21 protein-coding genes are annotated in these 20,964 nt (G+C 73.3%); 13 read left to right on the forward strand and 8 right to left on the reverse strand.

The annotated features are described in order from the left end of the window. Nucleotides 1–98: 98 nt before the first annotated feature. From PV341_RS31350 to PV341_RS31365, 4 genes are all read left to right on the forward strand, one after another. Nucleotides 99–308, forward strand: coding sequence for an HTH domain-containing protein (locus PV341_RS31350; protein WP_018557908.1), 210 nt, complete (start codon nucleotides 99–101; stop codon nucleotides 306–308). 2 nt (nucleotides 309–310) lie between these two features. Next, the gene (locus tag PV341_RS31355) at nucleotides 311–883 is read left to right on the forward strand and encodes a Clp protease N-terminal domain-containing protein (RefSeq protein WP_500331801.1); all 573 of its coding nucleotides are present in this window, start codon (nucleotides 311–313) and stop codon (nucleotides 881–883) included. 106 nt (nucleotides 884–989) lie between these two features. Beyond that, nucleotides 990–1,556, forward strand: coding sequence for a GNAT family N-acetyltransferase (locus PV341_RS31360; RefSeq protein WP_500331799.1), 567 nt, complete (start codon nucleotides 990–992; stop codon nucleotides 1,554–1,556). 74 nt (nucleotides 1,557–1,630) lie between these two features. Next, a complete protein-coding gene (locus PV341_RS31365) occupies nucleotides 1,631–1,903 on the forward strand; it encodes a UBP-type zinc finger domain-containing protein (protein WP_500331797.1) in 273 nt (90 codons plus the stop codon). Nucleotides 1,904–1,918: 15 nt separating this feature from the next. On the opposite strand, the gene PV341_RS31370 is transcribed toward PV341_RS31365, so the two are convergent. After that, a complete protein-coding gene (locus PV341_RS31370) occupies nucleotides 1,919–3,496 on the reverse strand; it encodes a Na+/H+ antiporter (protein ID WP_500331795.1) in 1,578 nt (525 codons plus the stop codon). A 73-nt stretch (nucleotides 3,497–3,569) separates the two neighbouring features. After that, complete coding sequence (locus tag PV341_RS31375; RefSeq protein ID WP_500331793.1) at nucleotides 3,570–4,322, reverse strand: FadR/GntR family transcriptional regulator; 753 nt, start codon at nucleotides 4,320–4,322, stop codon at nucleotides 3,570–3,572. 18 nt (nucleotides 4,323–4,340) lie between these two features. Between PV341_RS31375 and PV341_RS31380 the strand changes: the two genes are divergently transcribed. Genes PV341_RS31380 through PV341_RS31390 form a run of 3 tightly spaced genes read left to right on the forward strand, consistent with a single transcriptional unit; the run spans nucleotide 4,341 to nucleotide 6,328 of the window. Next, the gene (locus PV341_RS31380; protein ID WP_500359609.1) at nucleotides 4,341–5,159 is read left to right on the forward strand and encodes an APC family permease; all 819 of its coding nucleotides are present in this window, start codon (nucleotides 4,341–4,343) and stop codon (nucleotides 5,157–5,159) included. Nucleotides 5,160–5,204: 45 nt separating this feature from the next. Continuing rightward, nucleotides 5,205–5,747 carry a hypothetical protein gene (locus PV341_RS31385; RefSeq protein WP_500331791.1) on the forward strand — a complete coding sequence of 181 codons (543 nt, stop codon included), beginning with the start codon at nucleotides 5,205–5,207 and terminating at the stop codon, nucleotides 5,745–5,747. Between the two features lie 44 nt (nucleotides 5,748–5,791). Next, a complete protein-coding gene (locus PV341_RS31390; protein ID WP_500359602.1) occupies nucleotides 5,792–6,328 on the forward strand; it encodes a hypothetical protein in 537 nt (178 codons plus the stop codon). Nucleotides 6,329–6,358: 30 nt separating this feature from the next. Here the strand turns inward: PV341_RS31390 and PV341_RS31395 are convergent, their stop codons facing one another. Continuing rightward, the gene (locus PV341_RS31395) at nucleotides 6,359–8,128 is read right to left on the reverse strand and encodes an NUDIX domain-containing protein (RefSeq protein WP_500359603.1); all 1,770 of its coding nucleotides are present in this window, start codon (nucleotides 8,126–8,128) and stop codon (nucleotides 6,359–6,361) included. A gap of 203 nt (nucleotides 8,129–8,331) precedes the next feature. Here PV341_RS31395 and PV341_RS31400 point away from each other — a divergent pair, with 203 nt between their 5' ends. Further along, complete coding sequence (locus tag PV341_RS31400; protein WP_500331784.1) at nucleotides 8,332–9,255, forward strand: SAM-dependent methyltransferase; 924 nt, start codon at nucleotides 8,332–8,334, stop codon at nucleotides 9,253–9,255. Between the two features lie 49 nt (nucleotides 9,256–9,304). Here PV341_RS31400 and PV341_RS31405 read toward each other — a convergent pair whose 3' ends face one another. Further along, the gene (locus PV341_RS31405; protein ID WP_500331782.1) at nucleotides 9,305–11,017 is read right to left on the reverse strand and encodes an ArnT family glycosyltransferase; all 1,713 of its coding nucleotides are present in this window, start codon (nucleotides 11,015–11,017) and stop codon (nucleotides 9,305–9,307) included. 156 nt (nucleotides 11,018–11,173) lie between these two features. Between PV341_RS31405 and hemC the strand changes: the two genes are divergently transcribed. Together hemC and PV341_RS31415 are read left to right on the forward strand one after the other, a co-directional pair. Then, nucleotides 11,174–12,109, forward strand: coding sequence for a hydroxymethylbilane synthase (hemC, locus tag PV341_RS31410; protein ID WP_500331780.1), 936 nt, complete (start codon nucleotides 11,174–11,176; stop codon nucleotides 12,107–12,109). Between the two features lie 88 nt (nucleotides 12,110–12,197). Continuing rightward, nucleotides 12,198–12,872, forward strand: coding sequence for a ThuA domain-containing protein (locus PV341_RS31415; protein WP_500331778.1), 675 nt, complete (start codon nucleotides 12,198–12,200; stop codon nucleotides 12,870–12,872). Nucleotides 12,873–12,892: 20 nt separating this feature from the next. On the opposite strand, the gene lexA is transcribed toward PV341_RS31415, so the two are convergent. Next, complete coding sequence (lexA, locus tag PV341_RS31420) at nucleotides 12,893–13,591, reverse strand: transcriptional repressor LexA (protein WP_500331777.1); 699 nt, start codon at nucleotides 13,589–13,591, stop codon at nucleotides 12,893–12,895. A 436-nt stretch (nucleotides 13,592–14,027) separates the two neighbouring features. Here lexA and PV341_RS31425 point away from each other — a divergent pair, with 436 nt between their 5' ends. Then, the gene (locus PV341_RS31425; protein WP_500331775.1) at nucleotides 14,028–14,951 is read left to right on the forward strand and encodes an RNA polymerase sigma-70 factor; all 924 of its coding nucleotides are present in this window, start codon (nucleotides 14,028–14,030) and stop codon (nucleotides 14,949–14,951) included. 54 nt (nucleotides 14,952–15,005) lie between these two features. Here the strand turns inward: PV341_RS31425 and PV341_RS31430 are convergent, their stop codons facing one another. After that, complete coding sequence (locus tag PV341_RS31430; RefSeq protein WP_500359605.1) at nucleotides 15,006–15,776, reverse strand: hypothetical protein; 771 nt, start codon at nucleotides 15,774–15,776, stop codon at nucleotides 15,006–15,008. A gap of 245 nt (nucleotides 15,777–16,021) precedes the next feature. Between PV341_RS31430 and PV341_RS31435 the strand changes: the two genes are divergently transcribed. Beyond that, nucleotides 16,022–16,888 (forward strand): alpha/beta fold hydrolase, encoded by an 867-nt coding sequence (locus PV341_RS31435; protein ID WP_500359606.1) that lies wholly within the window; start codon nucleotides 16,022–16,024, stop codon nucleotides 16,886–16,888. Between the two features lie 25 nt (nucleotides 16,889–16,913). Here PV341_RS31435 and PV341_RS31440 read toward each other — a convergent pair whose 3' ends face one another. Next, nucleotides 16,914–18,314, reverse strand: coding sequence for an aldehyde dehydrogenase family protein (locus tag PV341_RS31440; RefSeq protein WP_500359607.1), 1,401 nt, complete (start codon nucleotides 18,312–18,314; stop codon nucleotides 16,914–16,916). Between the two features lie 157 nt (nucleotides 18,315–18,471). Between PV341_RS31440 and PV341_RS31445 the strand changes: the two genes are divergently transcribed. Then, a complete protein-coding gene (locus PV341_RS31445) occupies nucleotides 18,472–19,122 on the forward strand; it encodes a TetR-like C-terminal domain-containing protein (protein ID WP_500331767.1) in 651 nt (216 codons plus the stop codon). Here PV341_RS31445 and PV341_RS31450 read toward each other — a convergent pair. Further along, nucleotides 19,106–20,569: an aldehyde dehydrogenase gene (locus PV341_RS31450; protein WP_500359608.1), complete on the reverse strand. Its 1,464-nt coding sequence runs from the start codon at nucleotides 20,567–20,569 to the stop codon at nucleotides 19,106–19,108. The two genes, PV341_RS31445 and PV341_RS31450, sit on opposite strands and share 17 nt — an antisense overlap. Nucleotides 20,570–20,964: the final 395 nt, after the last annotated feature.

Below are 20,964 nucleotides of genomic sequence, written 5' to 3' on the forward strand. Positions count from 1 at the left end.
TTTTGGGGGGGGGGTTAAATTTTTTTAAAAAACAGGAAACCCCCGGCGCTGTCAACCAGAGTTGACAGTGCCGCGTCTGTCAACGTAAATTGACAGACATGACCGAGGCAACCGATCTCGCCGAGCGGGCGGGCGACCGCGACCCGAGGGTCGGGCTGCGGGCCGTCGCCGCGCTGCGGCGGCTGCTGGAGCAGCTGGAGACCGTACAAGTCAGGAGCGCGCGGGCGCAGGGGTGGTCGTGGCAGGAGATCGCCCACGAACTCGGCGTCAGCAGGCAGGCCGTGCACAAGAAGTACGGGAGGCATTGAGGATGTTCGAGAAGTTCACCAAGAGCGCGCGCGAGGTCGTCGAGGGCGCGGTCGGGCACGCCGAACGGGCGGGCGACCCGACGATCGGCGAGGAGCACCTGCTGCTGTCGCTGCTCGACCTGGAGGGCACCCGGGCCTCCGCCGCCCTGGCCGCGCTCGGCGTCGACCGGCGCCGCGAGGCCCTGGAGGAGGCGCTGGGGGAGACCCGGCGCCGCGGCGGGGTCTCACGGGCCGACGCCGACGCGCTCGCCGGGCTCGGCATCGACATCGCCGCGATCGTCGCCCGCGTGGAGGACGCCCATGGCACCGGCGCGCTCGCCGCCCGCCGTGGGCCCCGGCGGTGGCGGCCCGCGGGACGACGACCCTTCACCCGCGGGGCCAAGGGCGTCCTGGAGCGCTCCCTGCGCGCCGCCGTCGCCCGGGGCGACCGTCACATCGGCGACGAGCACGTCCTGCTCGCCCTCACCATCGGCCCCGGCGTGGTCGCGGACGTCCTCGCCGAGCACGGGGCGTCGTGGGCCGACGTCGAGCGTGTGCTGGCGGCGGACGGCCAGGGCCGGGCCGAGGCGAGCTGAACGCCCGCTCCCGGCGGGCAAATCGGTTGAGCGGCCGACGGCGACCGTGCTAACCCTTTCGGGTTCCACGACGTCGATCATGCCGACCCGAAGGAGGGCCGCCCCCATGGTGCCCGGACGACTGGTGAAGTTGCGCCCGATGGAGCCCACGGACGCCGAGGCGCTGTGGCGCTGGAACCACGACCCCGAGGTCATGCGCTGGATGGACGACGACTACGCCCAGCCCCTCGCACAGGTGAGGAAGCGCATGGAGGAGCGGCCCCGCAACGCCTACGGCGACGTGCTCTACGGGATCGAGGTGCCGCAGGACGGCCGGCTGATCGGCCTGGTGCGGCTGCGCGACGCCGAACCCGAGACCGGATGCGCCGAACTCGACATCTACCTCGGCGAGAAGGAGTACTGGGGTCGCGGCTACGCCACCGACGCCATGCGCACGATGTGCCGCTACGGCTTCGAGAAGATGCGCCTGCACAAGATCTCGCTCACCGTCGTGACCGAGAACGAGGCGGCGCACCACGTCTACCGGAAGGTCGGCTTCGTCGAGGAGGGCCGCCTGCGCCAGGTCTTCCGGCGCGACGGCCGGTGGTACGACATGTTCACCATGGGCCTCCTGGAGGGCGAACTCCTCGACGGAGCCGCGGGCCCGGCACGGTGGGACGCCCCGGCACTCTGATCGCGCACGGCGTGCGCTTGACGTAGCCTGGGGCGTCCATCAGCAGTGATCCGCAGACGGCACAGGGGGCCGGCGTGACGACAGCAGCATGTCCCGATCTCGAGCAGGCCCCGGCCGACGTCGCGGCCGCGCCGCCCGTCGACGGCTGCGCGGAGTGCCTGGCCGCAGGACACCACGACTGGGTCCACCTGCGGCTGTGCCTCACCTGCGGCCACATCGGATGCTGCGACAGCTCGCCGGGCCGGCACGCCACCGGGCACCACGAGGCCACCGGCCACCCGGTGATCCGCTCGTACCAGCCGGGCGAGAGCTGGCGCTGGTGCTTCGTCCACGAGTCCATGGGCTGAGGACCGGGCCCACGGCTACTCGCGCTGCAATGCCGCCTCCTCCAGGTCCAGTTCGCGCATGACGTGACGCAGCACCTCGTCGTCGATGAGGCGTTCGTCGCGGAAGCGCACGAACTCCTGCCGTTCGGCGTCCAGCATCGCGCGGCGCAGCCGCCGGTAGGCCACGCTCGGAGGCTCGGCGCCCCCGCCGGTCGGGCCGCCCAGCCGTTCCCAGGCGGCGTTGCGGCGGGCCTCCGCGGTCTGCCGCAGGGTCTCCAGCACGGCCTGGTGGGAGCGCTTGTCCCCGGCCAGTTCCTCCAGGCGCGCCAGGGCCGCCCGGGCGGCACTGTGCTGCGCGCTCGCCTCGGCCAGGGCGTCCTCGTACGCCTCCTTGTTGCAGATGCCGAGCCGCCGGATGAGCGGGGGCAGCGTCATCCCGTGCAGCAGCAGCGTGGCGACCGTGACGAAGAAGGTCAGGAACAGGATCTCGTCGCGCCCGGGGAACGGCGCGCCGCTGTCGGTGGTCTCCGGCACCGCGAAGGCCGCGGCCAGCGAGACCACGCCGCGCATGCCCGCCCAGGAGAGCACCACCGGGTACTGCCACACCGGATACGGATCGCGCGCCCGGATCCGCGGGAACACCAGCCGTGGCAGGTAGGTCGCGGGGTAGACCCACACGACGCGCGCCAGGACGGTCACCGCCGTCAGCGCGGCACCGGCCGCGACCAGCCGCCCCACGCCCGTGTCGACCGTGTCGACGATGCCCCGCACCTGGAGGCCGATCAGGGCGAAGACGAGGGCCTCCAGCACCGTGTCCAGGGCGCTCCACACCGCGTACACCTGCAGCCGGGAGGTCGCCTCCGTGTCGGGGGACCGGTGTCCCAGGTACAGGCCGGCCACGACCACGGCCAGCACCCCCGAGGTGTGCGCCTCCTCACCGACGAGGTAGGCGAGGAACGGCACGAGCAGCCCGAGCGCACTGGCCAGGTCCCCGGGCAGGAACCGGTGCCCGATGCGGGCCAGCCAGCCGATCGCCAGACCGATCAGCGAGCCCCCGACGGCCGCCATCAGGAAGACCCCGACGCCCTGCAGCAGGGTGTAGCCGGCGCCGGCCACGGACGCGATGGCCACGCGGTAGGCCGTCAGCGCGGTGGCGTCGTTCACCAGGCTCTCGCCGCCGAGCACGGTCAGCAGCCGGCGCGGAAGCCCCAGCCGGCGTCCGATGGAGGTCGCCGCGACCGCGTCGGGCGGCGACAGCACCGCGCCGAGCACCAGCGCCGAGCCCAGCGGCAGCCCCGGCACCAGCCAGAACGCGGCGTAGCCGATCGCGACCGTGGTGAACAGCACCAGCCCCACGGCCAGCAGCCCGATGGGGCGCAGGTTCTCCCGGAAGCGCAGGTAGGAACTCTCCCGTGCCGAGGAGTACAGCAGCGGGGGCAGGACCAGCACCATCACCAGCTCGGGCTCGATGGCGTACGCGGGGATGCCCGGCACGAAGGACGCGCACAGGCCGACGGCGACCAGCAGCAGCGGCGGAGACACCCCCAGACGCCGGGCGACGGCGGTGACCAGCACCGCACCGACCATGAGCGCGACGAGCGCCAGCCCCTCCACGGACGTCTCCTCCACCCCTGTGGCGGCGCACGCCGCACGTGTGGCTCGACTGTACTGGTGTCGCGGCCGGGTCTCAGTCCTCGGCGGTGGCGGCTCCCGGCACGGCCTCGGGGAGGCCGATGAACATCGTCCGGTGCAGTGCCTGGACGTGGTCCTGGGCGACCGCGGCGGCCGTCGCGCGGTCACCCTGCCGCAGTGCGCGGACCAGGGCCCGGTGCTTGGCGCTGGAGGCGCGCAGAGCGTCGAGCGGGTAGGGCAGGTAGTACCGGTAGAGCTCGCGGACGACGGCGGCGTACGGGACGACGACCGACGGTGTCCCGGTGGCGGAGGCGAGGGCGAGGTGGAACTCCTCGTCATGGCGGTGGAACTCGGCCCAGCTGGTCACCGCGTCCATGAGGTCGACCAGGTGCTCCAGTTCGCGCAGCGCGGAGTCGTCGGCGTGGCCGGCGGCGAGGTGGGCGATGCCGCACTCCAGGACCAGCCGGTGGTCGATCAGCCGGCGCACCGCGTCGGTGTCGGAGCGGTAGCTGCCGACGGCGCTGACCGAGCCCTTCGCCGGTTGCCGGGCGACCAGTGTGCCGCCGTTTCGGCCGCGGCGGCGCTCCAGCAGCCCGTCGTCGCACAGGGCCACCAGGGCCCGGCGCACCGTGATCTCCCCGACGTCCAGCGCAGCGGCGATCTCGCCGGCCTCGGGCAACCGCTCCCCGGGGGCGAGCAGGCCCAGGTCGATGGCCAGGGCTATCCGGGCGCGGACGGTGTCCAGTGCGGACAGACGGCGGATGCCGCCGAGGGCCGGGGTGCTCAGCGGCGGGCCGGCGGCTGCCACATCGAGGGCGCCGGGGGCCTGTTCAGCACCGGGCCGTTCCGCAACGACGCCACCACGCTGGCCGGGATCTCCGGCGGCGCGGCCATCGCGGCGTACTCCTTCCTCGGCTTCGACGCCGTCACCACGCTCACCGAGGAGACCGTCGAGCCCCGCAGGACCATGCCCCGCGCGATCATGCTCACCGCCCTGATCGGCGGCGGCATCTTCATCGCGCTCGCCTACACCACCCAGCTCGCCCACCCCGGCAGCCGGTTCGACGACCCCAGCTCGGCCGCCTTCGAGATCGCCAGGACCATCGGCGGCGACCTCTTCTCCTCCGTCTTCCTCGCCGGACTCGTCGTCGCCCGGTTCGCCTCCGGCGTCGCCGCCCAGGCCAGCACCTCCCGCCTGCTGTACGCCATGGGCCGCAACGACGTGCTGCCGCGCAAGGTCTTCGGCCACCTCCACCCACGCCACCTGACGCCGGCCTTCAACATCCTCCTGACCGGCGTGGTCGGGCTCATCGCCCTCCGCCTGGACGTCGCCACCTCCACCTCCTTCATCAACTTCGGCGCCTTCACCGCCTTCACCTTCGTCAACCTCAGCGTGATCGCGACGTACCTGCGCAAGCGCCGCGCGGGCGAGCACGTGGGCGTGTTCGGCTACGCCGTCGTCCCCGCCATCGGCGCCCTGATCGACCTCTGGCTCCTGTTCCACCTCGACGGCAAGGCCCTCACCCTCGGCGTCATCTGGCTCGCCCTCGGCGTTGCCTACCTCGCCTACCTGACCCGCGGCTTCCGCAGGCCGCCGCCCGAGCTCACCTTCGACGAGCGCGGCGGCGCACCGGAGGCCGGCTGACGTCCCGGCGGTCCCGTTGTCGGTGCCCACTCCTACAGTCGCGGCATGACGACTTGGATGCGCGGATCGTTCGCCGGGCACGAGGTGAATCTCGTCTTCGCCCGCGGCATGACCCTCGACGCGCTGACGCGGCGCCTGCGGGGCGCGCAGCGGGAACCGCTCATGGTCGGTGAGGCGGGCGAATGGGCGTGGGCGGTTCACGACATGCACGACTACGACGCCGATGACTACGACGCAGTGGACTACAACCGCCTGTGCCGTGACGGCGCGGAGGTCGTCGTGTTCGAGACCGAGCCCTGCAGCGCGAAGGCCCATCCGCCGTCCTTCACCTACTTCCGCGACGGCCGTACGGTCCTCTCCCTCTCCTTCGGCAGCCCGCAGCTCCGCAGCGGTGAGAACCCCGACCACCTCTCGCCCGAACTGCTGGCCGCGAACCTCATCGGTCCGGACTCGGCGTGCGCGCGGGAGGCCGACCCCGGTCACGACTGCTTCGACCACCGCGACGAGGACCACGCGCGCCTCGTGCGGGCGATCGCCGGTTTCTTCATCCTCCCCTCGCCGCCCCTGTCCCCGGAGGTCTGCGCCTGATGGCCTGGCTCACCCCGAACACGTTCGTCACCTTTGTGAGGGGCATGACGCTGCCGACGGTCGCCGCCGTCTACGCCGAGGCCGGCCGGCCTGCTCTCGCGAGCGGATCAGGGGCGGGCTGGGTCTGGCTGACCCACGACGCCTACAGTGCCCCGCGCCGGTCGCAAGCCTGGGAACTGGCGCGCGATCTCACCGGCTTCCGGCACGTACATCGTGCGAGCGACCCGGGAGGTGCGCCGGTGGAAAGCGTCTTCCTGGCCTCCACGCCCCCATGCCCCTGCCCGCACGGGCAGGACTACGTGGTCCCCCATTGCGACGAGCACCCGATCCAGTTCACCCACGCTTCGGGCGGTTTCGAGGGGACCTACTTCAACTTCGGCATGCGACGCGAGTCCCGTCGCGCGGGCGGCTCGGCCGACCTGCTCGTCCGTGAACTCCTGGACGCGGGCATCGTGGGCCGCGACACCCCGCGGTACGACGCGGACGCCGCCTTCAACGCCGACGGTACCCACACCTTGCGCATCATCGCCGACCATTTCGGGCTGCCCTCACCGCCCCTCGCGCTCGCGCCGGCGGGGTGAGACCTGAGCGTGGTGACCCGGATCACCGGGTCAGTGGCCGGTCGTGCGGAGCCGGGCGAGGGTGCGCAGGCCGCGTGCGAGGACCTCGGGATCGTCGTGGGCGGCGCCGTAACGGATGCCCGAGACGGCGTCAAGGGCGGAGTCGACAGCCAGGCGTTCGTGCTCGAGCGGGGTGAGCTCCCGCCCGTAGCCGGTCAGGAAGGCCCCGTGGAGGTCCGGTCGGCCGGACCAGGCGTCGGAGAGCCGTACGAAGTCACGGAGCGCCGGTTGCGGCTCGCTGCGCTCGAAGTCGATCACGGCGAGCCGGCCCGACCACAGCAGGTTGCGCAGTTGGAAGTCGCCGTGCGTGGGCACCAGGTCGAGAGCGGGAAGGGCGGCTGCCCGGGCCGTCAGCGCGCGGACGAACTCCTCGTCACCCGGGGCCAGGTGGGGACGGGCGCCGTCCAGGTGCAGGTCGAGCTTCCCCGTGGCAGGTCCCTTGTCCCCGGAGGCGGGCCGTGGCGGTGCGCTGCCGTGGACGGCGGCGGCGAGCGCGCCGACGCGGACGAACATCGCACGTTCCTCCTCTGGGGGCCGGACGCCGACGTGGAGCGGGCGTCCGGGGACGGCGGTCACGACGATCGCGCGCAGCCGTTCGTCGGCCGCCACCAGGCGTGGCGTGGCGGCTCCCAGGGCCCGCACCCATGTCCGGTAGGCCGTCACCTCCCGGTGGTGGAAGCGGTCGTTCTGGTGGATCTTGACGTAGCCGACGAGGCCGCCCGCACCGCACACCTGCCACACCCGACTGCTCTCGCGGGGCCAGGACGTGTCCGTCCACCGTTCGATCGGGCCGACGGCGCGTTCCGCGAACCGTCGCACCCGGGCTTCCGGCAGGCCCGGTCCGCAGGTCATGCCCAGCCCGACTCGGTGTAGTGGCGGCCGGCCCGGATGCCTTCGATTCGCGGCCCGGGTGTACGGCACGAGGCGTTCGGGGAGGGCGTTCGGGTGCCACCAGCGCCAGGACAGGCACTTGTCGGGCTCGCGGACCACCGGTTCGCCCTGCCAGCGGCGTACGCGGAAGACGAGTTGCAGCCGGGGACGGCCGCCCGGCGCGTCGACGAGGTGCACGGCGTGCGCGAACTCGGCGTCCTCCGGCCTGATCCGCAGGCCCGTCTCCTCGTCCGCCTCGCGGACCAGGCACGCGACGGCGCTCTCCTGCTCGCAGTGCCCGGCGGGGAAGTGCCACTCGCCGCCGGCGAAGGCGGAGTCGGGGTGGCGCAGTCCGAGCAGGACCTGGCCGCCGGCGTTCTCCAGGTACAGGTGCGCGCCGACGACGTGGAGGACGCCCCGCCCGGCCGCCCGGGCTCCGGTGCCCGGCGGCACGGCCAGGCGGGCGTGCCGGCGGACGAGCTCCAGGGTCGCGTGGCCCAACCGCAGCCGCGGCATGACCTCGGGCCGGAACCAGCGCAGCAGGACGCCTTCGGTCAGTCGCAGGGCGTCGGGATCGCCGTTCCAGCGGCCGCTGAAGACCTGGACCGGCAGGAGCGACCCGTCCGGCTCGTGGACGTGCTCCACCGCGAAGGCGCGCAGCGCGGGCAGGTCGAGCCCCGCCTCCTCGCGCAGTTCACGCCGGGCGGTCGCCTCCAGGGACACGTCGCCCGGCTCACGGCCGCCGCCGAGCAGTGACCAGGCGCCGGGGTTGCGGATGTCCGGGCGGTGGTCGCGCAGGTGCAGGAGGTACTCGCCCTGGTCGTTGTGGATGAGCACCGAGGCGTTGCGCGGTTCACCGGCAGCCGGTGCACCGTCGTGGAGCGACGTCAAGCGAGCCTCCAAGCGAGCTCCGGGGGTGTGCGGTCACCAAGGTCAACGAGCGGGGACGGCCAACGGGAGGGCAGGTTCCGGCCTTTCTGCGCGCCCCTGTACGGGCCGCTCGCAGGAGCGGGCAGGGATGGCGCCAACTCGCAGCTTCACCAGCTAAGTTGTGTGCAGATCAGTTCGCGTATTCGAGTCCCCAGGGGATGGCCATGACCAGCGGCAGCGACGCTCCCGACGACTACGACTCCGCCGAGCAGCTCCGCCGGCGGATCGACACCACCAAGGCGCACCCGGCGCGCGTCTACGACGTCTTCCTCGGCGGCAGGGACAACTACCCCGTCGACCGTGAGGCGGCCGCGGCCGCGCTGGCCGCAAATCCCCGGGGCTACCTGGACGTGCGGCACAACCGCGACTTCCTGCGCCGCGCGGTGAACCACATCGCGGGGGAGACCGGCACACGCCAGTTCCTCGACATCGGCACCGGCCTGCCCACGCAGGAGAACGTGCACCAGATCGCGCAGCGGATCGCCCCCGACGCGCGGGTCGTGTACGTCGACAACGACCCCGTCGTCCTGGCCCACGCGCGCGCCCTGCTGACCAGCGGCCCCGAGGGACGGACCGACTACATCGACGCGGACCTGCGCGACCCCGCCGCGATCCTGCGCCAGGCGGCCGGCACGCTGGACCTCACCGAGCCCGTCGCGCTCGTGCTCGTCGCCGTCCTGCACTTCGTCGAGGACGACGAGGCGTACGGGATCGTCAAGCACCTCGTCGACGCGCTGCCCTCGGGCAGCCACGTCGTGCTGAGCCACCTCACCTCCGACCTCAATGCGGAGCAGATCGCCAAGGTCGCCAAGACCTACCAGGACCGCGGCTTCTCCTTCGTGCTCCGCGAGCACGCCGAGGTCCTGCGCTTCGTCACGGACAACGGCCTGGAGATCGTCGAGCCCGGGCTCGTACCCGTCCACCACTGGCGCCCTGACGACGTCGACGACACCCTCGCCACCCACGCCGACGCCTCGCCGGAGTTCATCGAGGGCCTCGAGGACATCGACGCGATCCGCTACCGGAGCATCACCGACGTCACGGACGCGGACATCAACGTCTACGCCGTGGTGGCCCGCAAGCCCTGACCCCGCCGTGCCCGGCGCCGCCCCTCCCGGACGGGGGGCGGCGCGGTCGTCAGCCGCGGCGGTAGATCGTGATCGAGTGCCCCACCTCGTCGATCGGCTCGCTGCCGGCGATGAGCTCGGCCAGCGCGCCCTCGGCCTTCGCGACCGAGGAGTCCGACACCACGAGCAGCCCGTGGACCTGGTCCTCGGGGACCTGGCGCGGATCGGCGGCGTGGATGCCGTAGTGGGCGGGGACCCCGCTGCCCTTGTAGACCAGCCAGACCCGCTCGCCGGGGTAGCGGTCGCGGAGCCGGTCCGCGAGGCGGCCCAGGTCCTGGCCCCAGTCGACGTTGGAGTCGTGCAGGCGCAGGTGGGTCCGGGACGTGCCGCCGAAGGCCTCGTTGGAGTACTGCAGGTAGTAGGGGAAGGTACGCAGCGAGCTGACGGCGACGAAGGCGACGAGGGCCGCCGCCGCCACGTCCGCCCACCGCCGTCGCAGGGCGGTGACGCAGGCCGCGGCGACGGCCCCGAACATCGGAAGGAAGACCACGTAGCGGACGCCGAAGTCCCGTGAGCCGGTCATGGCGGCGGCCGTCAGCACGGCCGCCGGGACGAGCAGGTACGGGGCGGCGGGGCGCAGCCGGGGGTGGGCGAGCAGCGCGGCGGTGCCGGCGAGCCACAGGGCCAGCATGCCGAGCGGAGTCTTCACCAGCACCGCGGCGGGCAGGTAGTACCAGAGCGCCCCGCGGTAGTGGCGGCCGAAGAGGAAGCCCTCGAAGGTCGAGTCCTCGAAGCCGAACTGGACGGCCATCCCGTCCCGGTACGCCCGCGGGAGCGGGAGCGCGTCCACGGCCCAGCCCCGAAGTCCGTGCAGGGCCGGCAGGGTGTCCGGCGCGGTCCAGCGCAGACGCGGGTCGACGACGAGGTACGCCGCCCACACCACTGCGACGGCGACGAGCCCGACCCCGCCCGCCGCGATCGCGGCGCGCCGCAGCGACCGGGCGGTGCCGGGCCGCTGCGCGCCCCGCGCACCAACGTGCCACACCGGCAGCGCTGCCAGGAGCAACAGGACCGGCACCGCGGGGAGCGTGCTCATCCGCGTGGCGACCGCCGCGCCCAACGCCGCACCGGCGAGCGGCAGGTACCGCCGGGGACGCTCCCGGGCCCGCCACAGCGCCCACACCGACGTCAGCAGGAAACCGGCCGCCGGGACGTCGAGGGTGGCGAGCGAGCCGTGCGCGATGACGTCCGGCGAGAACGCGTACAGGGCGAGCGCGAGCAGCCCCCCGGCGGGACCGGTGAGATCGCGCGCGAAGGCGAGCACCACCAGCCCGAACACCAGGGTCAGCGCGATCACCGGCAGCCGGGCCGCCAGCATCAGGCGCCAGGGATCGTTGCCCGACTCGTAGAGCACGCTGCGGCCGAGCTCCGTCTGGTCGCCCTCGAAGGCCGGGTCGAGGTGGGGGTGGGCGAACGCCAGACCACCGGCGATGAGGAGCTTGCCGAGCGGCGGGTGCTCGGGGTTGAAGCGCAGGCTGTGCTCGCGCAGATACACCGTAGCGGTGCCCACGTACACCGGCTCGTCGATGGTGGGCGTCTGCTGGACGGCCGTGGTGACCATCGCGAACGCCATCTGCGCCAGGAGCACGAGCACGGCCAGGACGTACAGCGGACGCCGGTGGCGCAGACCGGCCGGGAACCTGCGCACCCGGACCGTGGCGAGGGTGGTGGGCGTCGCCGGTTCGGGGGACACCGCGGCGGGCGAGGGCCGTTCCTGCGTCATCGTGCGCTTACCCCGTCGCCTGTACCTGTGGCGCCACCGCTCCGCGCCGGCGCCCTCCCGGTGGGCGCCGCGGGACACACTAGCCCCGCCGTCGTCACGGCGCGTGGGGTTCGGGGTGTTGCGCGGGACGTGTGCCGGACGCCGTACCGTGGGCGCATGGCAGTCCCCGAGCTGATCCGCATCGTCTCGCGTTCCTCCCCGATGGCGCTGGCCCAGGTCGAGCGCGTCCGCGCGGAACTGGCGGCGCTCCACCCCGGCATCCGGACGGAGGTCGTGCCCGTCACCACGTCCGGTGACCGCTGGATGGGCGACCTGGCCCAGCTCGGCGGCAAGGGTGCGTTCACCAAGGAGGTCGACGCCACGCTGCTGGAGGGCCGGGCCGACCTTGCCGTCCACTGCGTGAAGGACGTCCCCGCCGACCGGCCGCTGCCCGCCGGGACGGTCTTCGCCGCCTTCCTCAAGCGGGACGACATCCGCGACGCCCTGGTGCACCCCGGCGGCCTCACCCTCGACCGGCTCCCGCCCGGCACGCGCATCGGCACCTCCTCCGTACGCCGCATCGCGCAGATCATGGCCTCGCATCCGCACCTCACCTGCGTCCCCATGCGGGGCAACGCCAACCGCCGCCTGGACAAGCTCGCGGCGGGCGACGCGGACGCGCTGCTGCTGGCCGTGTCCGGGCTCGAGCGGATCGGCAGGACCGACGTGATCAGCGAGGTGCTCCCGGTCGAGACGATGATCCCGCCGATCGGCGCGGGCGTCCTCGCCCTGCAGTGCCGGGAGGGCGACGCCGGGACGATCGACGTCGTGAGCGACCTCGGCGACCCGGCCGCGCACCGGGAGACCACGGCGGAGCGGATGTTCCTCCACGTCCTGCAGGGCCACTGCAACAGCCCCATCGCCGGCTACGCCCACGCCGAACGCGACGGCCGGCTCTCGCTCCGGGCCCGGGTCTTCTCCCCGGACGGCAAGACCGTCCTCGACGCCCACGAATGGGCAGGACCGCTGGACCCCGCCACCCTCGGGACGTCGGTCGCGGTGGCACTGCTGCGGCAGGGTGCCCGCGAGCTGATCGACAGCATCGGCCACTGACGGGACCCGGGCCGCCGTCGACGCCCGGACCGCGGCGGGGAGACTGGTGGGCGCTGCCCGTCGTCCGTCACCGTCCTGGGAGAGCCGATTGTCCCGCCGCGACCCCCGTGTGCTCGTCTACACCCGCACCACCGACTACCGGCACGAGTCGATCCCCGACGGCGTCAGGGCGCTCACCGAGCTGGGAGCCGGGCACGGCTTCCGGGTGGACGCCACCGAACGGCCCGAGGACTTCGAGGGGGCCGGCCTGCGCGCGTACGACGCCGTGGTGTTCCTGTCCACCAGCGGGGAGGTGCTCAGCGACGCGGGCCGGGCCGCCCTCGCGGCGCACCACGCCGACGGCGCGGGGTTCATGGGCGTGCACGCCGCCGCCTGCACGGAGTACGACTGGCCCTACTACGGGGAGCTGCTGGGCGCGCGCTTCACGGGGCACCCGCCCCTGCAGGCGGGCACGGTCCTCGTCGAGGACGCCGCCCATCCCGCGACCGCGCACCTCGGCGCGGCGTGGAAGGTCACCGACGAGTGGTACGACTTCGACCGCAGTCCCCGCCCCGGGGTGCGGGTCCTGGCCTGCGCCGACGAGTCCTCGTACACGGGGGGCTCGATGGGCGCGGACCATCCGCTGGTGTGGTGCCACGAGTACGGCGGAGGGCCCGTCTTCTACACCGCACTGGGGCACTCCGCGCAGGCCTACCACGACGCGGCCTTCCGGGCCCATCTGCTCGGCGGGCTCCGGTCGGTGCTGCCCGCGGCGACGGACTGAGCGGGAGTCGGCGCACGGCCTCAGAGGCGTCGCAGCACGGCGACCACCTTGCCCAGGATGACCGCCTCCTCGCCGGGGATCGGGTCGTAGGCGGGGTTGTGCGGCATGAGCCAGACCCGGTCGCCCTCGTGCTTGAGCCGCTTGACGGTGGCCTCGCCGTCGATCATCGCGGCCACGATGTCGCCGTGGTCGGCGGCGTCCTGGCTGCGCACCGTGACCCAGTCGCCGTCGCAGATCGCGACGCCCGTCATGGAGTCGCCGACGACCTTGAGGGCGAACAGCTCGCCCGCGCCGACGATCTGCCGGGGGAGTACGAAGACCTCGTCGACCTGCTCCTCGGCGAGGATCGGGGTGCCGGCCGCGATCCGGCCGATCACCGGCACGCGCGCGGACGGGGAGGCGCTGACGGGCACCGCACCCGGCTCGGAGTCGTGCTGCGACGGCCAGGAGCACCGCACGCGGTAGGCGCGGGGCCGGTGCGGATCCTGCTCGAGCACGCCCTTGCGCTGCAGCACCGCCAGCTGGTGGGCGACCGAGGAGGTGCTCGCCAGCCCCACGGCCTCACCGATCTCGCGCATCGACGGCGGGAAACCGCGGCTCTCCACCGAGCCCAGGATCGCCTCGACGATACGGGTCTGACGGTTGGTCAGCCCGTCGGGGCCGGGGTTGTCCGAGCCCTGCGGGCGCCCACGGCGCACTGTCGTCCTGGTGGGCTCCATGCCCCGTCCCTCCCTGTGCGGATCTTGCTGCGATACGTAACGTTACCCTGCTCCACGGCGTTTTTGGAACGCGTGTGCGAAATTCCGTGAAGATCTGTGAGCACGCCGCGCGGAACCGGCCGGGACCACCGGCGGAATCCCGTTGTCACAAACGGAGCCGCTGCCCGGTCAGACTTTGGGGCCCGTGCGCCCGGAAGCCGCGACCGGAATGGGTCCGCAATGGCTCCGGAATTCCCCGACCCGGCCGGAAGGCCCCCCGTGGGCCCGCCACGGCAATTCGCGCGCGGCGCGGGAAATGCCTGCCGTACGGCGACGTCGCTCCTCAACCGCGCTGAATGGGGCCCGGGCGAAGTGCCCCCGGGCCCGGAGGAAATCGCCGTCTGTGTACGCTGGAACGGGCAGTCGGGCGGATCTGACGGTGGAGGAAAACGCGACGATGCAGCCAGGCGACGCGGAACGCGGCGGCTCGCTCGACGAGGCCGCGGAGGTGTTCACGGCCCTGCGCCCCCGATTGTTCGGCATCGCCTACCGGATGCTCGGCAGCGCCGCGGAGGCCGAGGACGTCGTCCAGGACGTCTGGTTGCGGTGGCAGGCCGCCGACCGCGACGCCGTGGAGAATCCGACCGCGTTCCTGACCACCGCGACGACCCGGCTGGCGATCAACGTCACCCAGTCCGCCCGCGTGCGGCGCGAGGGCTATGTCGGGCCCTGGCTCCCGGAACCGGTCGACACGCGCGCCGACCCCGTGCTCGGCGCCGAGCGCGGCGAGGCGGTGGAGTTCGCGGTCCTGCTCCTGCTGGAGCGGCTGACGCCCACCGAGCGGGCGGCGTACGTGCTGCGCGAGGCGTTCGACTACCCGTACCGGGAGATCGCCACCGTGCTGGACCTGAGCGAGGCCAACTCCCGCCAGCTCGTCAGCCGCGCCCGCAAGCACATCGCCGCCGGGCGGCGCGAACAGGTGGGGAGCGCGGAGCACCGCCGGCTCCTCGAGGCGTTCGTGGCGGCGGCCAGGGCAGGCGACCTGGCCGGCCTGGAGAAACTGCTCGCCACGGACGTGGTGAACTACGGCGACGGCGGCGGCGCCGTGCGCAACGCCTCCAAGATCCCCGTGGTCGGCAGCGCCAAGGTGGCGAGGTTCGTCACCGCCTTCGCCCCGCGCTTCTGGCCCGACACCGAGGTGGTGTGGGTCGAGGCGAACGGGCAGACCGCGGCGCTCGTGTCCCAGGCCGGCACGCCGATGGCCCTGCTGGCCATCAGCGCCTCCGAGCAGGGCATCGACCAGCTCATGTGGGTGCTCAACCCGGCCAAGCTGACCGGCTTCAGCTCCTTGGCGGCGGGCCCGGACGCGCCGTCCGCGTAGGACCGGGCCCGGGGCGGCGCCCCGGGCCGCACATGGAGACCGCCTGGCCTCCGGTCAGACGTCGGCCGCTGCCCGGCCCGGGGCGCCGTCGCCCGCCCGCAGCAGCCGGAGGAAGGCCTTGAGACCCGTGATGATCTCCTCGTTGTCCGTGAGCCGGTTGACCGTGGCCTCGAACTCCCGTGCCAGCGCGGTGATCCGGCGGTCGGTGTCCTCGGCCCGCTCGTAGACCGACACGCCCAGCACGTCCACCGTGCGCCGCAGCTCCGCCAGGGCCCGGTACTGCTCCTCGGCCTTCTCCTCCAGGACCTTGATGCCGCTGTCCGTGCGCTCGACGCCCTTCTTGAGCTCCAGCACGTCGTCGCGTGGGTAGGTGACGTCCTTCAGCAGGGTGCCCAGCCGCTGCCGCAGCTGCCCGAACCATGCGCCCGCCGGGCGGAACACCGTGCTGAGCAGGAAGAACCCGGCGATCCAGTACCCCGCGCCGTGACCGGTCGCAAGCGTCACCGCCAGCACCCCGGCCGTCGTCAGCAGGTGCCCCGACAGGGCGGCCCGCAGCATCGTCCGGGCGATCCGCGCGGCCTCGGCGTCCCGCGCCCGGGGGACCACCAGGCCCTTCTCCCGGCTCACGGCGATCTCGGCCAGCACCGCGTGCGCCCGGAAGTAGACGTTCCACGGCACCGTGAGCAGCACCAGCAGCCACAGCAGGCAGAGCACCCCCGCGCCCACGCCCAGGACCACCGGCAGCGGCGCGCCCACCGCGTAGACCAGTGCCAGCGCCCCCGCGGTCACCGCCAACGCCAGCACCGCGCCAAGGAATCTCCCCATCGCCGTCACCAACCTCCTCCGTCCGAGGGTTCGTTGCCGCCATCGTCCCGCCCGGTCGGCCCGCGGGCATGAGTACGGCTACTCACCCCGCCTGCGCCCAGGTGCTGTGGCGCGGGGGCCGGTGGGACCGAATCGCATGCCTGCCGGAGAAGCGAGCAGCAACCGCGTGAATCCGTCCGCCGGAACGTGATTCCCCTGCCCCACGTGGCATGCGACAGGAAGGTCGTGCTCCCAGGAGGTCAGCGATGGTCCCGGTCCACCACCTCACGGCCGCCGTCGCGGACCGGGAGGTCTTCTACCGCGAGGCGGGCCCCCGCGACGCCCCCGTCGTCGTCCTGCTGCACGGCTTCCCCGCCAGCTCCCACATGTTCCGGCACCTCATCCCGCTGCTCGCGGACCGTTACCGGGTCCTCGCGCCCGACCACATCGGCTTCGGCCTGTCCTCGATGCCGTCCCTGCAGGACTTCCCCTACTCCTTCGACGCCCTCGCCGACGTGACGGCCGCCCTGCTGGAGCACCTCGGCGTCGGACGCCACGCGATGTACGTCCACGGCTACGGGGCGGCGATCGGCTGGCGCCTGGCACTGCGCGCCCCGGCGCGGATCACCGGGATCGTCACGCAGAACGGCAACGCCTACGCGGAGGGCCTCGTCGACTCCTTCTGGTCCGACGTGCGGGCCTACGCCGCCGACCCGTCACCGGGGAACGAGAAGGCCGTGCGCTACGCCCTCACCCCGGACGCCGTCCGCTGGCGGTACCTCAACGGCGTCCCCGACCCGGACCTGGTCAGCCCGGACACCTGGGCCCACGACGTCGCGCTCCTGCAGCGTCCCGGCAACGACGAGATCCAGCTGCGGCTGTTCCGCGACCACCCCCGGGACGTGGCCCTCCACCCGGCGCTGCACGAGTACTTCAGGGCCGGCCAGGTGCCGCTGCTGGCCGTGTGGGGCGCGAACGACGAGGTCTACGCCCCGGCCGGTGCCCGCGCCTTCCTCGGCGACCTGCCCGAGGCCGAGGTGCACCTCCTCGACACCGGGCACTTCGCCCTGGAGAGCCACCTGGACGCCGTCGCCGGGTACGTGCGGGGCTTCCTCGGCCGCGTCGTGCCCTGACCCCCGGGTGGCCCGGGTGGTGCGCTCAGCGGGGCCGGGTGATCGTCCGGTGCGCGACGTACGCGTCGACGCCGGCCGTCCCGTCGAGGCCCGCCGGGGCCCCGTTGACGGTCACCGGGCCGGTGCGCAGCCTGCGCGCGACGGCGACGGCGCGTCCGGGGTCGGTGGACCACACCCCGCCGGACACCCGGTACTCGCAGTCGTCGGCGATCCGTACCGCGTCGTCGTCCCCGTCGTGCGGGATGACCGTGACCACCGGGCCGGAGACCTCGGCCTGGGCGATGCGCATGCGGGGGTCGACGTCCGCGAAGAGCGTCGGCGCCACGTAGTAGCCCTCCTCAAGGCCCGCGGGGACCCGGGGACCACCGGTCACCAGCCGGGCGCCCTCCTCGATGCCCAGCTCGATGTACGACATCACCCGCTGCTGCCGCTCACGGCCGGCCATCGGCCCGATGCGGGTGTCCGGTGCCCCCGGGTCACCGACCTTCAGCGACGTGACGGCTTCCTGGGCCGCCGCGACGAACTCCTCGTACCGGCGGCGCGGGGCGAGGACGCGGGTCCGATCGGCGCACGTCCCCCCGTCGTCGCCGGGTGATGCGAACAGCCCCCGCACCGTCCGCGGGGCGTCGGCGTCGTCCAGGACGATCGCGGCCGCCTTGCCGCCCAGTTCCAGCCGGACCCGCTTGAGCTGCTCGCCGGCGAGGGCGGCGACGCGGCGGCCGGCCCGGGCGGAGCCGGTGAAGGCGATCGCGTCGACGTCCGGGTGGGTGGCCAGGTACTCGCCGGTGTCCCGGTCGGCGGGCAGTACGCTCAGCGTGCCCTCGGGCAGTCCGGCCTCGGCGTACAGCTCGGCCAGCAGTCCCATGCCCAGCGAGTTCTCCGGCGTGACCTTCAGGATGACGGTGTTGCCCGCCAGGAGGGCCGGGGTCAGCTGCGCCGTGGCGGCCGCGAACGGGCACTGCCAGGGGATGACCGCCGCGACCACGCCGACCGGATCGCGCCGCACGATGGTGTCGAAACCCGGGGTGGGGTCACAGGGATGGACGGCCTCCTCCCAGCCGACTTCCCCGGCGGCCTTGAGGCAGGCGTCGACCCGCCGCGTGAGGGAGGCCTGCTCCGCATCGGTGAACCGGCGGGGCGTCCCGGTCGAGGCGGACACCCGTGCGGCCGCCTCCTGCGCACGCTCCTCGCGCAGCCCGTTCACCCGCCGGATCACCTCCTGCCGTTCCTTGGGGTCCAGATGCGGCCACGGCCCGCTGTTGAAGGCGGCGCGCGCCGTGGCGACGGCGGCGTCGGCGTCGCCCGGCGCGGCCTGGGCGGCGCGTCCGACCAGGGAGCGGTCGTGGGGTGAGCGGATGTCCAGCAGCCCGGGATGCGCCGGGGCGGTCCAGGCACCACCGATGTACAGCCTGTCGTAGACGATCATCGAGTGTTCCTCTCGGAGTCCGGGTCCGGGACGGTCCTGTCGCTCCGGGGAATCGACGGGATGCCCGATATAGGCTCGTTGGCAGTGATTTCCGTGATCAGCCCGCAGCGGCGCCCCACCGCGGGGCGGGCGGGCGGACCGCAGGACGGAGCCGGGAATGAGCGCAGCGCGCGGAGCGGGCGCCCGGGCGGCCGGGGGGACCGACGAGGCGCCGCGGCCCGGGCAGGGCCGCAGGCCGGCCGCCCTGGTCCGCGGCGAGGTGCTCGCGGCCGCGCGTGAACTGCTCCTCGCCGAGGGCATGGCCGCCTTCACCGTCGAGAAGGTGGCGCGGCGCTCCGGGGCGAGCCGGATGACCATCCACAAGTGGTGGCCGTCGCGGGGCGCACTGGCCCTCGACGCCTACGTCGCCGTCGTCGACGAGCGTCTGGTCTTCGAGGACACCGGCGACATCGAAGCGGACCTGACGGCCCACATGCGGAAGTTCGTGCGGCATCTGTGCGGCACCCCCGCGGGACGGGTCGTGTCCGAACTCATCGGCTGCGCCCAGACCGATCCCCCTCTCGGCGAGCTGTTCCGCGAGCGCTACTCCGGGCCGCGCCGCGCGCGCATGGCCGCCGTCCTGGAGCGGGCGCGGGACCGGGGCCAGCTGGCGGCGGACATCGATCCCCAGGCGCTGATCGACCAGTTGTGGGGGGCCTGCTACTTCCGGCTCCTGGTGGCCGACCACCCCGTCAGCGAGGGGTTCGCGGAGACCATCGTGCACCATCTGCTGCACGGCGTGGGCGGCCATGTCACGGACCCGGCATGAAGACGGCCTTGGTCTCCAGGTAGGCCTCCAGCCCCTCGGGGCCGCCCTCGCGCCCCAGGCCCGAGGACTTCCGGCCGCCGAACGGGACCGAAGGTGCCAGTTCGAATCCGTTGACGCTCAGCTGGCCGGTCGTCACCCGGCGTGCGACCTGGTAGGCGCGTTCGGGATCGGCGCCGTGGACGCTGCCGCTGAGGCCGAAGTCGGTGGCGTTGGCGATCGCCACCGCCTGGTCGACGTCCTCGTAGGCCTGGACGGTCACGACCGGGCCGAAGATCTCCTCGCGGGCGATCGTCATGCCGGGTTCGACGTCGGCGAACACCGTGGGCAGCACGTAGTGGCCGTGCTCGTGGCCCGGGCTGCGGCCGCCGCCGGTCACCACCCTCGCGCCCTCGCGGCGGCCGCTGTCGATGTAGCCCAGGACGCGGCGCAGCTGCCGTTCGTTGAGGACGGGGCCGACCTGCGTCGTACGGCTCCAGGGGTCGCCGGCCCTGAGCAGACGCACGCGGTCGGCGTACGCCCCGAGGACCTCCGCGATCCTGGAGCGCGGCGCGAGGATGCGGGTCTGGGCGAAGCAGATCTGTCCGGCGAAGGGCATGCTCAGTGGGGTGAGGGTGTCGAGGGTGTCCTGCAGGTCCACGTCGTCGAGCAGGATCGCGGCGGACTTGCCGCCCATTTCGAGGGTGACCCGGGCGAAGCGCTCCAGTGCGGCCGTGGCGACGGCGCGGCCCGTCGGCACGCTGCCGGTGAAGCTGATCTTGTCCACGCCGGGCGAGGCCACCAGCGTCTGCGACTCCTCGCGATCCGCCGTGATCACGTTGACGGCCCCCGGCGGCAGCCCGGCCGCCTCGGCGCACTCGGCGACCACCAGGGCGTCCAGCGGGCTCTCCGGCGGCGACTTCACGACCACCGTGCAGCCTGCCGCCAGGGCCGTGGGGATCTTGTGCGCGAAGATGTTGAAGGTGGCGTTCCACGGGGCGAACAGCGCGGCGACGCCGACGGGTTCACGGGTCACACGGGCGTGCCCCCGGGAGGTGGGACGGCGGTCCTCGAACGCGTACGAGCCGACGAGCTTGGCGAAGTAGTCGAAGCGGCTCTGGCCGGCCTGGACGAGTCCCTCGGCGAAGGCGACCGGCGCCCCGACCTGGGCCGTCCACAGACGTGCCAGCAGCGGCAGCCGCCGGCGCACCCGGTCGGCCAGCTGTCTGAGGTGCGCGGCGCGTTCGGGCGCGGACATCCGCGGCCAGGGACCCTCGTCGAAGGCCGTGCGCGCGGCGGCGACCGCGCGTGCGACGTCCCGGGTGTCCGCGAGCGGCACGTGCAGCAACTCCTCCTCCGTGGAGGGGGAGACGATGGGTGTGCGGCGGGTCCCGCTCGGGGAGACCCACCGGCCGCCGATGTAGAAGCCCTGGCCGGTTCCCGCGGAGACTGCTGAGGACAGGTAGAACACGGCGCTTCCCTGAGGTCGGCCGGACCGCCTCCACCCCATCGGCCGGATCCGGCGATATGAGCACAGTGTCAATATAGTACGTAAGGAATGTTTCACGGGAAACATTCTTTATCGGGCAATTTGGCGCACGGAAGTGGTGTACCGGGGCACGAAGACGTGAAGAGCGGAAGCCGCGCCCACCGGTCTCCCGTGGGCGCGGCTTCCGCTTCCGTGAGGTGCGCGACCGTCCAGTCGCTGGTCAGAGGCCTGCTGTGGCCGGTCGCCAGATGTTCGGCTGGTGTCGGGGGCCGGTCGAGGGCCGGTCCCCGGCCGGGGTGTTACCGGCCGCCGCCACCGCCGCCGCCGTGGCCGCCGCCACCGCCGCCGCCGTGGCCGCCGCCACCGCCGCCGCCGTG

The organism is Streptomyces sp. PA03-1a (assembly GCF_033792805.1).
In the GTDB taxonomy this organism is placed as follows: domain Bacteria; phylum Actinomycetota; class Actinomycetes; order Streptomycetales; family Streptomycetaceae; genus Actinacidiphila.

Bases quoted from the DNA above. Each gene is read 5' to 3' on its own strand.
- PV341_RS31350 (WP_018557908.1), top strand. From the start codon at position 99: ATGACCGAGGCAACCGATCTCGCCGAGCGGGCGGGCGACCGCGACCCG.
- PV341_RS31355 (WP_500331801.1), top strand. From the start codon at position 311: ATGTTCGAGAAGTTCACCAAGAGCGCGCGCGAGGTCGTCGAGGGCGCG.
- PV341_RS31360 (WP_500331799.1), top strand. From the start codon at position 990: ATGGTGCCCGGACGACTGGTGAAGTTGCGCCCGATGGAGCCCACGGAC.
- PV341_RS31385 (WP_500331791.1), top strand. From the start codon at position 5,205: ATGACGACTTGGATGCGCGGATCGTTCGCCGGGCACGAGGTGAATCTC.
- PV341_RS31390 (WP_500359602.1), top strand. From the start codon at position 5,792: ATGACGCTGCCGACGGTCGCCGCCGTCTACGCCGAGGCCGGCCGGCCT.
- PV341_RS31400 (WP_500331784.1), top strand. From the start codon at position 8,332: ATGACCAGCGGCAGCGACGCTCCCGACGACTACGACTCCGCCGAGCAG.
- PV341_RS31405 (WP_500331782.1), bottom strand. From the start codon at position 11,017: ATGACGCAGGAACGGCCCTCGCCCGCCGCGGTGTCCCCCGAACCGGCG.
- hemC (WP_500331780.1), top strand. From the start codon at position 11,174: ATGGCAGTCCCCGAGCTGATCCGCATCGTCTCGCGTTCCTCCCCGATG.
- lexA (WP_500331777.1), bottom strand. From the start codon at position 13,591: ATGGAGCCCACCAGGACGACAGTGCGCCGTGGGCGCCCGCAGGGCTCG.
- PV341_RS31425 (WP_500331775.1), top strand. From the start codon at position 14,028: ATGCAGCCAGGCGACGCGGAACGCGGCGGCTCGCTCGACGAGGCCGCG.
- PV341_RS31430 (WP_500359605.1), bottom strand. From the start codon at position 15,776: ATGGGGAGATTCCTTGGCGCGGTGCTGGCGTTGGCGGTGACCGCGGGG.
- PV341_RS31435 (WP_500359606.1), top strand. From the start codon at position 16,022: ATGGTCCCGGTCCACCACCTCACGGCCGCCGTCGCGGACCGGGAGGTC.
- PV341_RS31440 (WP_500359607.1), bottom strand. From the start codon at position 18,314: ATGATCGTCTACGACAGGCTGTACATCGGTGGTGCCTGGACCGCCCCG.
- PV341_RS31445 (WP_500331767.1), top strand. From the start codon at position 18,472: ATGAGCGCAGCGCGCGGAGCGGGCGCCCGGGCGGCCGGGGGGACCGAC.